The sequence below is a fragment of the Frigoribacterium sp. 2-23 genome, from assembly GCF_049601585.1.
GTDB lineage: Bacteria > Actinomycetota > Actinomycetes > Actinomycetales > Microbacteriaceae > Frigoribacterium.
Map to the genome: position 1 here is coordinate 775,791 of NZ_CP187126.1, position 12,481 is coordinate 788,271.

Sequence of the window (12,481 nt, forward strand, 5' to 3'; positions counted from 1 at the left end):
TCGGGTCGATGTTTCGCGCAGACATCAACCGGACGGGTCACATCGTTTGGGGGGAGGGAGAGGGACAGGGCGAGGGGAAATGGGCTTCGCCCTCCCCAACGATGTGACCCGTCGGGTCGATGTTTCGCGCAAACATCAGCTGGTCGGGTCACATCGTTCGGGGGGAGGGGAGGGACAGGGCGAGGGGAAATGGGCTTCGCCCTCCCCAACGATGTGACCCGTCGGGTCGATGTTTCGCGCAAACATCAGCCGGTCGGGTCACATCGTTTGGGGGGGAGGGGAGGAGGGGCGACGGGCGGAAGAGGAGGCGGTGCGAGGGTAGGTGCGTCCGGTACGGGGAGCCGGGCGCGCTAGGTTGGAGGCATGACCTCCGTGGCCGCTCCGACCGTGGTCCACACACGCGCGCCCGGCAAGATCAACGTGTTCCTTGCCGTGGGCGATCTGCAGGACGACGGGTACCACGAGCTCGCGACCGCCTACCAGGCCGTCTCGCTGTACGAAGACGTCCGGGCCCGCGCCTCCGACACGTTCAGCGTCAGGTTCAGCGGCGGCATCGACGTGAGCGGGGTGCCCGTCGACGGGAGCAATCTCGCGATCCGGGCCGCGCGCCTCCTCGCGTCGACCACCGGTTACCGCGGTGGCGTCGCCCTCAGCATCGAGAAGAACGTCCCCGTCGCGGGCGGCATGGGCGGGGGGTCCGCCGACGCGGCCGCGACACTGCTCGCCTGCGACGCGCTCTGGGGCACGGGTCTCAGCCGCGACGACCTGCTGCACCTGTCGGCCGAGCTCGGAGCCGACGTCCCGTTCGCGTTCGCGGGCGGCACGGCGATCGGCACGGGCCGCGGCGACGAGCTCAGCCCGGCCCTGGCCAAGGGCAGTTTCCAGTGGGTGCTCGCCCTCGCCGACTTCGGGCTCTCGACGCCCACGGTGTATCACGAGCTGGACGAGCATCGGCGGCGTCACTCCGGCGACATCTCGCCCGTCCGTCAGCCGGTCGTCGATGCCGGAGTGCTCCAGGCCCTCCGCGCCGGCGACCCGGGCATGCTCGCCGATTCGATGCACAACGACCTGCAGGCGCCGGCGCTGCACCTCGAACCGGGACTCTCCGACGTGCTCGAGCTCGGCGAACGGAACGGCGCCCTGGCCGGGGTCGTGTCGGGGTCGGGGCCGACCGTGGCCTTCCTCGCGCCCGATCTCGACGGTGCGCTCGAACTGCAGATCGCGTTGAGCGCGGCACGCCTGTCGGTCGTCCGCGCGACCGGCCCGGTGCACGGCGCGCGCATCGTCGGCGACTGACGCGCCTCAGCGCTCAGCGCTCAGCGCTCAGCGTTCAGCGCCTCAGCGCGTCAGCGCGTCAGCGCGTGAACTTCAGCACGTTCGTGCGGGTGAGCTTCCATTCGTGGTCGAGGTGGAACCCGCGCGCAGTGAGGTCCGCGGTCACACGCGGTCGCCAGTCCTGCTTGTTGCTCGTGATCAGGTAGACGACGTCGAGCGAGTCGGTCGCCGAGATCGTGCTCTCGAGGGAGGCCTGGGTCTCCCAGAGGGTGTTGTTCTCGGCGCCCGTCTTCAGCAGGGTGAAGTCGGACATGCCCTGGAACGGCGCCGGATACATCTCGGCGATGATGCGCGAGGTCGCCTTGGGGTGGCGCCGCACCGGGCCGTAGACGACACCCTCCGTCGTGCCCTCCGGCTCTGCGGCACGCTGGGTCGCGATGAGGTCGGCGACCTGGTTCCAGGCGCTCGAGTCCTTCGCCTCGGGCTCGCGCTGCTCGACGTAGCCGGGCGCCGAGAGGGCGACGCCGCCGATCAGGACGAGGGCGATCAGGCTGCGCCAGCGCACGGCGGCGAGGCCCGCGCCCATGACGAGCGCGACGGCGGGCGTGCCGAACGTCAGGTAGCGAGGCGAGTACAGGGGGGTGGCGACGACCGATTCGAGCACGAGGCCGACGGTCGGCACGATCATCCAGGGCAGGGCCACCGCCAACACGGACGGCTGCGACGCCGGGCGATCGGCGCCGAGGCGGCGCGTCACCAGCACCGAGACCACGATGCCGGCCGCGACGAGCAGCCAGCCGAAGAGCGCGAAGGGCGAGTTCTGATAGAACCACTGCGTCACGAGCACCTGGTTGATCGTGGCGAAGCTCGGCTTCGGGATCCAGCCGACCTGCCCGGTCTGCAGCATCGAGCCGACCGAGATCGGCAGACTGGCGACGGCGGCGACGGCGGCTCCGACGAACCAGGCGATGAGCGATCGACGCGCGGTGGCGACCGACTCGCCCGCGCCTCCTTCGGTCTCTCGATCGAGGCGCTGGGCACGGCGCGCGAGCAGCAGCAGGGTCACGCCGTGGCCGATGATGACGAGGGCGAGGTACAGGAAGACGGCGACCGACAGCACGCTGAAGACGGCGTAGGCGACCCACCAGCGGCGTGACGAGCGACGCAGCGCCGTGACGAGCACGAGCGTGGTGGCCACGGCCAGCAGGGCCGAGATCGAGTACGAGCGCCCCTCGGAGCCCATCCACGTCACCCGCGGGATCATGCAGAACAGCAGACCCGCGACGACACCGGTGCGACGGTTCACGAGCACCTTGCCGAGCACGACGACGAGGGCGGCGGCGATGCCCGTCGCGAAGACGCTCGGCATCCGCAGCGAGATCGGTGAGTAGGGGAACACGTCGAACCAGACGTGCATGAACGCGTAGTACGTCGCGTGGACGATGTCGACCGACTGGATCAGCCGCCAGAGCTCGCCCCACGACCGCGTCGCCGACGTGACGGTGGCCGCCTCGTCGTACCAGACCGACGGCACTCCCATGAAGGCGAACGAGGCCGCGGCGGCCACGAGGCCGATCACGACCGCGTCGAGGTGACGGAAGGTGCGGACGCGACCCCACCAGGAGGCGCGGCCGGCGGGCGAAGGAGGCGCGGTTACAGTGGACGGATTCGCCCGTCCGGGCTGGAGGAGGTTCGTCATGTCGTCTCTGCCCCCTCTCGTGTCGTCTGATGCGATTCCGGCGGCACCGGAATCAGGGCCCGACCCGAGCAGCATCCGCTACTCGCGGAGTGTCCGGCTGCCGGGCTTCGGCTTGGCGGCACAGGGCCGGTTGTCGCACGCACGCGTGGTCGTGGTGGGAGCCGGGGGACTCGGCGCACCAGTGATCCAATATCTCGCAGCCTCCGGTGTGGGAACGCTGGGAATCGTCGACGACGACGCGGTGGACGAGTCGAATCTACAGCGTCAGCTCCTGTTCGGCCCCGCGCAGCTCGGTGTGCCGAAGGCGAGGGCCGCCGCCGAGTGGGTGCGGGCGCAGAACCCCGACGTGACCGTGCGGGTGCACGCGACCCGGCTGACGGAGGCGACGGCGGAACTGTTCGACGACTACGACCTGGTCGTCGACGGCAGCGACTCGTTCGACACGTGCTACGTCGTGTCCGATGCGGCGGCCGAACGGGGTCTGCCGGTCGTGTGGGGGAGCGTCTCGCGGTTCGACGGCCAGGTGAGCGTGTTCTGGGACGCGGCGCCCGACGGTCGGGGCGTCGACTACCGCGACCTGCACCCGAGCCCGCCGGCGTCGGGCTGGGACGAGTCGTGCGCCGACGTCGGCGTGCTGTCGCCCCTCTGCGGCCTCGTCGGCTCGACCATGGCCTCCGAGGTGGTGAAGCTCGTCACGGGCGTGGGCGAGCCCCTGCTCGGCCGGGTGGTCACGGTGGACGCCGCGGCCGGATCGTGGCGCGAGAGCCGCCTGCGGCGTGCTCCCGACAAGGAGGCGCGGCGCCGGGCGTCGATCCCGTCTCGCGACGTCAGCACCCCCGGGGCCGAGACCGCAGGCGTCTCCATCGGCGCCGACGTGACGGCGGACGATCTCGCGACCCGGCTCGCGGCCCGAGGCGCGGGAACACCCGGGGCGGACTTCGTGCTGCTCGACGTCCGCGAGCCCGACGAGCACGACTTCGCCCACATCGCCGGGGACGTCGTGGCACCCGGCTTCGGCACGCGCACCCTCCAACGGCCCGACCTGGACCGGGCCGTGCCGGTCGTCACCTATTGCGCGCGTGGCCCGCGTGCGCGTGCCGCCGCCGAGTTGCTCGCCGCCGAGGGGTACGACGTGCGGGTGCTGCACGGCGGGATGCTCGGCTGGACGCTCGCGGGGCGCGGCCCGGCGGCTGCGGCAGGCTAGACATGCGGGAAGGGACGAGACGCTGCCGGGCCCGGCGGTGTCTCGTCCCTTTTCCCGTGCGACGTGGGTGCGGCGGCGCGGCCTAGCCGCCGGCGAACGGCGGCATCACGTCGATGACCGCACCGTCGGCGACGAGCAGCTCGCGGTCGCGCGTCGTCAGCCCGTCGACGAGGAACGAGCAGCGCAGCAGCAGCTCGCGGAACTCCGCCGCCGACATCCCCTCGACCGGGCGCACGGAGGCGAGGAAGGCCCCGACCCGCGGCAGGCCCTCGACGGTCACGACCTGCTCGTCGAGGCCGGTCGCCGCGCGGGCCGCCGCGAAGAAGCGCAGCGTCACCGTCGTCGAGGTGCCGTCGCGCAGTTCCGACGTCGCGACCGTGCTGCCCGGGGTGCTCTGGATCGTCACGCTCAGCCTCCGATGGCGCTCATGGTGCGGTCGGGCTGGACGAAGTCGGGGTCGGCGAGGCCGTGCCCGGCCGGCTTCGCCCACATCGCACCGCGCCAGAGCTCGGCGAGGTCGTCGTCGCTCGCCCCGTCGCGCAGAGCGTCGCGGAGACCGGTCTCGGTGTGCGAGAACAGGCAGCTGCGCACGCTGCCCTCGGCCGTCAAGCGTGTGCGACGGCAGTCGTCGCAGAACGGCTCGGTGACCGACGCGATGATGCCGACGCGACCCGCGAGATGGGCGTCGGCGGCGTGGCGCGGGTGGACGTCGAACAACTCGGCAGGCGCCCCGTCGCGCGGCTCAACGGCCGTCGTGAGGTCGAAGCGGTCGGCGAGCAGACCGCGGACGTCGCGGGCCGTGATGAAGGAGGCGCGGTCCCAGCTGCGATCGGCGTCGAGGGGCATCTGTTCGATGAAACGCAGCTCGTGGCCGTTCTGCAACGCCCAGGCGAGCAGCTCGGGTGCCTCGTGGTCGTTGACGCCGGGCAGCAGCACCGCGTTGATCTTGACCGGGGTGAGCCCGGCGGCGGCGGCCGCGTCGACGCCGGCCAGCACGCGGTCGAGGAAGGGCCGCCGCGTGACCTGCATGAACGTCGCGGCGTGCAGCGAGTCGAGCGACACGTTGACCCGGTCGAGGCCGGCGTCGGCCAACGACCGGGCTCGCTCGGCGAGGCCGATCGCGTTCGTGGTCAGCGAGACCTCGGGGCGCGGCTCGAGCGCGGCGACCCGCGAGATGATCTCGACCAGGTCGCGGCGGAGCAACGGCTCGCCGCCGGTGAAACGCACCTGACGCACACCGAGGTCGCGCACGGCGATGCCGACGACGCGCACGATCTCGTCCGCCGACAGGGCCTGATCGCGGGGCAGCGCGGGCAGCCCCTCGGCCGGCATGCAGTACGTGCAGCGCAGATTGCACTTGTCGGTCAGGGAGACCCGCAGGTCGGTGGCGACACGCCCGAAGCGGTCGAGCAGCCCGGTCGCCTCGGCGGGCCGGGGTGGCAGCGCGGTGTCGACGGTCGCACCGGGCGCGCGGCCGGGCATCGCGGGCAATCCGAGCGAAACCGTCATCTGGCAAGGCTAAGCGATGCCACCGACGTCGGCACCCGTTCTCACACCGCTCGGTCAGCGGATGACGACCCGATCGGGGTCGATGACGATGTGCGCGGGGCGACCCGGCTCGAGCCCCTGGCCGCCGACGGACGCCAGGGGTGCCTCGACCGTCACCTCCCGACCACCGCGCTCGGTGGCGACCGTGACCGCGAGGCGCGACAGCCGCTGCTCGACCCGGACGACCCGGACGGCGATCGCGCCCTCCGCCTGCGCCGGGGCGAACGTGACCGCATCGATCGGGACGACGACGCGCGACGGCCCGGTCGCGGCCCGCGGCGAGGACGAGCGCACCACGAGCCCGTCCGCGATCCGGGCGACCGCCCCGCCGGCCCCACCAGGCAAGCCGGCCGAGCCGGCCGAGCCAGCCGAGCCAGCCGAGCCAGGCAAGCCAGACAAGCCAGCCGAGCCAGCCGAGCCAGACAAGCCAGCCGAGCCAGACAAGCCAGCCGAGCCCGCCCCGCCAGCCCCGTCACCCGTCTCCTCGGGCACCCAGAACGCCGCCCCCGTCAGGCTCGCCGCGTACGACGTGAACGGGTCGAGCAGCACCTCGGTCGGTGCGCCGGTCTGGACGACGGCGCCCCGCTCGAGCACGATCAGGTCGTCGGCCAGGGCGACCGCGTCCACGGGGTCGTGTGTCACGAGCACCGTCGCCCCGCCGAACTCGCGCAGCACCGAGCCGAGCGCCGCACGGACCTGCCCGCGCGACTCCGCATCGAGCGCCGCGAGCGGTTCGTCGAGCAGCAGCAGGCGCGGTTCCGACGCGAGGGCCCGGGCGACGGCCACGCGTTGCGCCTGCCCGCCCGACAGCTCTCCCGGTCGGCGGTCGGCGAACTCGGCGAGGCCCACTCGCGCGAGCTCCCTGTGGGCCGCGGCCCGCGCCTCCTGACGGGGTCGCCCCCGGGCCCGCAGACCGAACGCGACGTTCTCGACGGCGCTGAGGTGCGGGAACAGCCGATACCCCTGGAAGACGGTGCCGATCCGTCGCTCGGGCACCGGCACGTGCCGTGGCGGTTCGGCGCCCATGTCGTCGAGTGTGCGGCCGTCGAGATCGACGCGTGCCCGGGCGGGCCGGACGAGCCCGGCGAGTGCCGAGAGCAGCGTCGACTTGCCGGCTCCGTTGGGGCCGATCAGACAGAGCACCCGCCCCGGAGGCACGGCGAACGACGCCGAGACCTCGAACGCCGGTCGCGTCACGGCCAGATCTACGTGCAGCCCTCCCGCGGACGGCGCACGTTCCCCCGCACCCCGGGCAGCGGAGGGCCCCGCCGCCCGCGAACGGCTCACCTCGCCCCCGTCGTCAGCCAGCGGTCGCGCAGCAGCAGGAGCACGGTGACGCCGACGCCGAGCAGCAGCAGCGAGATGGCGATGGCGGTCTCGGGGTCGTTCTGCTGCGCCAGGTACACGCTCGTCGGCAGGGTCTGGGTGCGTCCGGGGAAGGTGCCGGCGAACGTGATCGTCGCGCCGAACTCGCCGAGTGCGCGGGCGAAGCAGAGCACCGCTCCGGCCGTCACCCCGGGCGCGACGAGCGGCACCGTGACCCGTCGGAAGGTGTACCAGCGAGACGCGCCGAGACTCGCGGCCGCCTGGTCGAGACCGTGGTCGACGCCGCGGAGGGCCCCTTCGACGGCTAAGACGAGGAACGGCATGGCGACGAACGTCTGGGCGATCACGACGGCGCCCAGCGTGAACGGGATGGTGACGCCGACCAGGGCGTCGAGCGGCCGGCCCAGCAGCCCGTTGCGTCCGAGCAGGTACAGCAGGGCGATGCCGCCGACGACGGGCGGCAGCACGAGCGGCACCGTGACGGAGGCGCGCAGCAGACGGCGGAGCACGGCCGGCCAGCGATCGCTGACGGTCAGCAGCCACGCGAGCGGCACGCCCAGCACGAGACTGAGCGCCGTCGCGATCACGGCGCTGGTGACCGAGACGCGTAGGGCCTCGACGACGGTGTCGCTGGCGAGGCGCGGGCCGAGCGTCGCCCACGGAGCGCGGACCAGCAGGGCCACCGCGGGCAGCACGAGCAGGGCCAGCCCGAGCAGGGCCGGCACGAGCACGAGCGGCGGGAGTCGACCCGCGCGATGCTCAGTCGACGTCGAAGCCGGCATTCTTCAGGGTCGTCTTGCCCGTGTCCGAGAGCACGAACGCCAGGAACGCCGCGGCGACCTCGGCGTTCGGCGCGTCCTTCAGCTGAGCGGCGAGGTAGGCCGTGGTGGGCGTCGAGGCGTCGCCGACCGCGATGCCCTTCACCTTCGAGCCGGCCGCGGTGACATCGGTCTTGTAGACGAGGGCCGCGTCGACCTCGCCGAGCTCGACCTTCGTCAGCGCGCTCTTCACGTCGGGCTCGAGCGAGACCGGGGTGACGGTGACGCCCTCGGCGGCCAGGACGGTCTTCGCGAGCGCGCCGCACGGGACCTCCTCGGCGCACAGCGCGACCTTGACGTCGCTCGACGACAGGTCGGCGAGCTTCTCGACCTCGGCCGGGTTCGAGGCGGGCACGGCGATCTCGAGGGCGTTGTGCGCGAACGTGTCGGGCTCGCCCGCGGCGAGACCGGCGTCGGTGACCGTCTTCATCGTCGCGGCGCTCGCGCTGAAGAAGAGGTCGACGGGAGCTCCCGAGGTGATCTGCTGCGCCAGCGCGGAGCTGCCGCCGTAGCTGAGCGTGACCGTCGCCTGGGGGTTCTCCGCCTCGAACCGTGTCTTCAGCTCGTCGAACGTGTCGGTGAGCGACGCGGCGGCGAGCACGGTGATCTGACCGGTCAGGGCGGGCCCGCTCGACTCGGGGGCACCGGTGCCGGTGTCGGTGGCGTCGCCCGAGCTCGAGCTCGAGCACGCGGTGAGGGCGATCAGCGCGGTGGCGGCGATCGCCGCGACCAGGCCGACGCGGCGCGAGCGGGTGCGGGCGTGGATCATTTCGTGTCCTCCGTGTGGCCCAGCGAGCCGAGATCGATTCCGACGTTGGTGGCTTTGGCGCTCGCGACGACCGAGCTGCCCACCTCGAGGCCGAGCTCGTCGGCGGCTTCGCGGCTGATCAACGAGACGATCCGGAACGGCCCCGCCTGCACGTCGACCTGCGCCATGACGCCGTCGCGGGTGATCGCCGTCACGATGCCCGCCAGGCGGTTGCGCTGCGAGACGCGCCCCTCGCCCTCCGGAGGCACGGGCTGGGTCGCATGCTCGCGCGCGAGCTCGGCGAGGCGACGCCCCGGCACGGCCAGGCGTCCGCCGGGCCCGGCGACGAGGTCGAGTCGGCCCGCATCGGCCCAGCGGCGGATGGTGTCGTCGGAGACGCCGATCAGGGCAGCGGCCTCGCTCACGCGATAGAGGGTCTCGGTCACGGAGACAGCCTAGCCGTGCGCGCGTCACCGTGCGGTCGATATCTCCGCTGATGCGGTCGTGCGGCGGAACAATCGCCGCACGCGCCGTCGATCGTCGTCGAAGCCGTCGAGCAGGCGATCGGCGAAGCCGGGCCCGGCCCGCCACAACGACACGACGATGATGACGAGCAGCGCCGTCGCCAGGGACGAGCGCTGCAGCATCATGGTCGGCTCGAGTTGGCGGACGAGCAGCGCGAGGGGGATGGCCAGCCATTCGGCGCGACCGGTCATCGCGACGAACGGGATCAGCAGCAGGGCGTACCAGGGGTAGCGCGGGCTGACGGCCGTCAACGTGACGCCGATCATGACGAGCTGACCGAGCCACGGGTTCGACGGGTCGGTCTTGAGCCAGACCAGCAGCGCGGTCACGCCGACGACGAGCACGACCACCGGTGTCGTCAGCGCATCGGGCATGAACGCCGACACGAAGACGAACCGGCTGCCGTCCTCGTAGCCCTCCTCGGTGAGGTACCCGGGCAGGTAGCCGAGCACGGCGATGCCCGTCGAGATCACGTAGGGCACGTAGAGCACGGCGAACGTGACGATGGCCCCGACGATGACGCGGTGCGGCTTGTGCCGGAGGAGGGCGGGGGCGGCGATGACGGGGATCAGCTTCGTCGCGATGGCCGCTCCGATCGCGATACCGCCCCGCCAGCCCCGCCCGGTCGAGACGAGCAGCGAGGCCGCGAGCACGAACACGGCCCCGAGGAGGTCGACGTGCGAGTTGGTGACCCCCTCGGCGAAGACGAGCGGGCACCACCCCCAGAGCGCCGCCCAGCGGGGGTCGAGGCCGCGACGCCGCAGGGCTGTCAGCAGGGCGAGCGTCGAGCCGACGACGAGCACCCCGCCGAGCAGCTGCAGCGGGAAGAACTGGGCGTCGGGGCCGACGACGGCCCGGACGGCCCAGAAGTACAACTCGGCCGTCGGGGGGTAGATGGTCGGCACGTCGGGGCGGTTGATCGCCGTGCAGACGACGTCGCCCGTCTGGCTGTCGTAGGCGCGGTGGATCTGCCGGTCGGGCTGGCTGCAGCGCTGGCCGATGGTGCCGTCGTCGCGGGTGAAGTCGGCCGCGGGAGGGAAGATCCAGTCGGGGCGGAGGTCACGGAGCTGACCCGCGTCCGGCGTGTACTCGTAGGGCGACACACCCTGCGTCTGCACGATGCCGTCCCAGGCGTAGCGGGCGGGGTCGGTGCTCGTGTTCGGCGGGCCCAGCAGGGCCGCCCCGCCGATGGCCGTCGAGCCGATCAGCACCAGCGCCGCGACGGCCCGTGTCGGCACGAAGCGGAGCAGGAGGACGGCGAGGGCGAACAATGCCCAGCAGATCGCCGACCAGGTGACGAAGGAGGTGCGGGCGTCCTTGTCGAGGAACGGCAGCTGGACGACGCCCCAGCCCACCGCGCTCGCCAGAGCGGCCACCACCAATCCGGCAGCACCCACCGTCACGAATACCTTGCGCACGACACCACTCTGCCCGACTCCCGCCTGGGAGCCGCGCCGATGTCGGCAGGACACGGAATGATGCACGCATGCGAAGACTCCTGTACGGCCTCCGGCTCGCGGCGTCTTCGCCCGTGCGAAACGCGCGGACGGCGACCGTGCTCGGTCGCCTCCTCGGCGCCGCCTTCCTGATCTGTCTGGGGACGGGCCTCTACAGTCACTTCCTGCAAGAGCCGGCGGCGTGGATGACGTTCCCCACGCGGCCCGTCTGGCTCTACCAGCTCTCGCAGGGCATCCACATCACGGCGGGTATCGCCTGTTTCCCGTTGCTGCTCGCGAAACTGCACGCCGTGTTCCCGCAGCTCTTCCAGTACCCGCCGATCAAACACCCCGTGGACGTGCTCGAACGCGCGTCCATCGCCCTCTTCGTGTCCGCGTCCATCCTGCAGATCGTCACGGGCCTCCTGAACACGTACCAGTACTACCCGTGGCCGTTCCCGTTCAAACAGGTGCACTTCGCCCTGTCGTTCGTCATCATCGGGTCGCTCGCGATCCACATCGCGGTCAAGCTGCCCTTGATCACCCGGTACTGGAGCGCGAAGACGAGCTACGACGCCGAGGGCCGGTTCATCGAGCCCCGCGGCGAGCTCGACCCCGCTCGGGCCGAGTTCGAGGCGACCCGCGAGCTGGCGGCCCGCCGCGCGGCCGCCACACGCTCGGCCACGGAGAAGCCGGCCGAGCCGCGCGGTCTCGTCGGGCGGATCACGCACTGGATCGACACGGCCCACGACACGGATCGACCGGCCCGCTCGCAGCGTGTCTCGCGCCGGGGCTTCTTCGCCGGGGTCGGCGTCGCCACGGGCGGTGTCGTGGCTCTCACCGCCGGCCAGTCGTTCGCCCCGCTGTCGCCGCTCAACGCCTTCGGCCCGCGCCTCAAGGGCATCGGCCCCAACGACCTGCCGATCAACCGCACGGCCTCGGCCGCGAAGGTGCTCGAGTCCGCCATGGACCCGGCCTGGCAGCTCACCGTCGCCCACGGCGACCGCAGCCGGACCCTGTCGCTCGACGACCTCAGGGGGATGACCCTCCGCGACGAGAGCCTGCCGATCGCCTGCGTCGAGGGCTGGAGTCAGACGGGGCAGTGGCGCGGCGTGCGACTGGTCGATCTGCTCTCCCTCGTCGACGCGCCGTCCGACCGGTCCCTGCGCATCACGAGTCTCGAACAGAAGGGCGGCTACCGGGTGACACTGATGGGCCCCGAATACGCCTCCGACCCGGTGACCCTGGTCGCCCTGGAGCTCAACGGCAAGCCGCTGAGCATCGACCACGGGTACCCGGCGCGCATGATCGCCCCGGGGCGTCCCGGTGTCCTGCAGACCAAGTGGCTCAGCACGATCGAGGTGATCTGATGTCGACCGTCGCGCTCACGCCGTCGCGCGGGGTCCGGGTGGCCCGCATCGTCTTGCTCGTCGTGGGCGTCCTCCTGATCGTGCTCGGCGGTTACGTGCTGACCGACACCGTCAACCCGAACCGGTACGGCGGCCTGCTCGTCTGGTTGATCGGGTCGGTCATCGTGCACGACGGCATCATCGGGCCCGTCGTCGTCGCCGTGTCCCTGCTCGTCCGGCGCACGGGCCGTCGCATCCGCCCGGTCGTGATCGCCATCGTGCAGGTCGCCGTGGTCGTGGGCGCCGTGTTCAGCATCGTGGTCGTCCCCGAGATCATCGCGAAGGCGAAGGGCCCGAAGAACGACACCGTGCTGCCGTTCGACTACGCCGCGCGACTCGGCGTGCTGTGGCTCGTGGTCGCCGTGCTGGCGGCCGCCGCGGTCGCGCTCTACCTCGTCGTCGTCCGTCGACGCGAGGCCGCGGACGCCGCGACTCCCGCAACCGACTGACCCGGCTGGCTCAGACTGACCCGGCTGGCTCAGACTGACCCGGC

Annotated in this window: 12 protein-coding genes; 4 read left to right on the plus strand and 8 right to left on the minus strand. The window is 72.1% G+C overall.

All coding sequences use genetic code 11. The features are described from left to right. Positions 1-363 precede the first annotated feature (363 nt). On the plus strand, positions 364-1,296 hold the full coding sequence (locus tag ACPEEZ_RS03715; protein ID WP_423922934.1) for a 4-(cytidine 5'-diphospho)-2-C-methyl-D-erythritol kinase: 933 nt from the start codon (positions 364-366) through the stop codon (positions 1,294-1,296). A gap of 58 nt (positions 1,297-1,354) precedes the next feature. On the opposite strand, the gene ACPEEZ_RS03720 is transcribed toward ACPEEZ_RS03715, so the two are convergent. Next, positions 1,355-2,974: a glycosyltransferase family 39 protein gene (locus ACPEEZ_RS03720; protein WP_423922936.1), complete on the minus strand. Its 1,620-nt coding sequence runs from the start codon at positions 2,972-2,974 to the stop codon at positions 1,355-1,357. Between ACPEEZ_RS03720 and ACPEEZ_RS03725 the strand changes: the two genes are divergently transcribed. Then, positions 2,973-4,178: a ThiF family adenylyltransferase gene (locus ACPEEZ_RS03725; RefSeq protein ID WP_423922939.1), complete on the plus strand. Its 1,206-nt coding sequence runs from the start codon at positions 2,973-2,975 to the stop codon at positions 4,176-4,178. The two genes, ACPEEZ_RS03720 and ACPEEZ_RS03725, sit on opposite strands and share 2 nt — an antisense overlap. 82 nt (positions 4,179-4,260) lie before the next feature. On the opposite strand, the gene ACPEEZ_RS03730 is transcribed toward ACPEEZ_RS03725, so the two are convergent. The 7 genes from ACPEEZ_RS03730 to ACPEEZ_RS03760 all read right to left on the minus strand — a co-directional run bounded on the left by ACPEEZ_RS03730 (position 4,261) and on the right by ACPEEZ_RS03760 (position 10,561). Beyond that, positions 4,261-4,584 (minus strand): MoaD/ThiS family protein, encoded by a 324-nt coding sequence (locus tag ACPEEZ_RS03730; RefSeq protein ID WP_423922941.1) that lies wholly within the window; start codon positions 4,582-4,584, stop codon positions 4,261-4,263. Between the two features lie 2 nt (positions 4,585-4,586). After that, a complete protein-coding gene (gene moaA, locus ACPEEZ_RS03735) occupies positions 4,587-5,687 on the minus strand; it encodes a GTP 3',8-cyclase MoaA (protein WP_423922944.1) in 1,101 nt (366 codons plus the stop codon). A gap of 54 nt (positions 5,688-5,741) precedes the next feature. Next, on the minus strand, positions 5,742-6,923 hold the full coding sequence (locus ACPEEZ_RS03740; RefSeq protein WP_423922947.1) for an ABC transporter ATP-binding protein: 1,182 nt from the start codon (positions 6,921-6,923) through the stop codon (positions 5,742-5,744). Positions 6,924-7,009: 86 nt separating this feature from the next. Further along, positions 7,010-7,783 carry an ABC transporter permease gene (locus ACPEEZ_RS03745; RefSeq protein ID WP_423922950.1) on the minus strand — a complete coding sequence of 258 codons (774 nt, stop codon included), beginning with the start codon at positions 7,781-7,783 and terminating at the stop codon, positions 7,010-7,012. Positions 7,784-7,811: 28 nt separating this feature from the next. Beyond that, positions 7,812-8,639 carry a molybdate ABC transporter substrate-binding protein gene (gene modA, locus ACPEEZ_RS03750; RefSeq protein ID WP_423922953.1) on the minus strand — a complete coding sequence of 276 codons (828 nt, stop codon included), beginning with the start codon at positions 8,637-8,639 and terminating at the stop codon, positions 7,812-7,814. Next, the gene (locus ACPEEZ_RS03755) at positions 8,636-9,064 is read right to left on the minus strand and encodes a TOBE domain-containing protein (protein WP_423922956.1); all 429 of its coding nucleotides are present in this window, start codon (positions 9,062-9,064) and stop codon (positions 8,636-8,638) included. Before ACPEEZ_RS03755 ends, modA begins: the two co-directional genes overlap by 4 nt. A 24-nt stretch (positions 9,065-9,088) precedes the next feature. Next, on the minus strand, positions 9,089-10,561 hold the full coding sequence (locus ACPEEZ_RS03760; protein WP_423922958.1) for a glycosyltransferase family 87 protein: 1,473 nt from the start codon (positions 10,559-10,561) through the stop codon (positions 9,089-9,091). 68 nt (positions 10,562-10,629) lie between these two features. Between ACPEEZ_RS03760 and ACPEEZ_RS03765 the strand changes: the two genes are divergently transcribed. Then, complete coding sequence (locus ACPEEZ_RS03765; protein ID WP_423922961.1) at positions 10,630-11,949, plus strand: molybdopterin-dependent oxidoreductase; 1,320 nt, start codon at positions 10,630-10,632, stop codon at positions 11,947-11,949. Next, entirely contained in the window at positions 11,949-12,437 is a 489-nt protein-coding gene (locus ACPEEZ_RS03770) for a hypothetical protein (RefSeq protein WP_423922963.1), read from the plus strand. The genes ACPEEZ_RS03765 and ACPEEZ_RS03770 overlap by 1 nt, the downstream gene beginning before the upstream one ends. Positions 12,438-12,481: the final 44 nt, after the last annotated feature.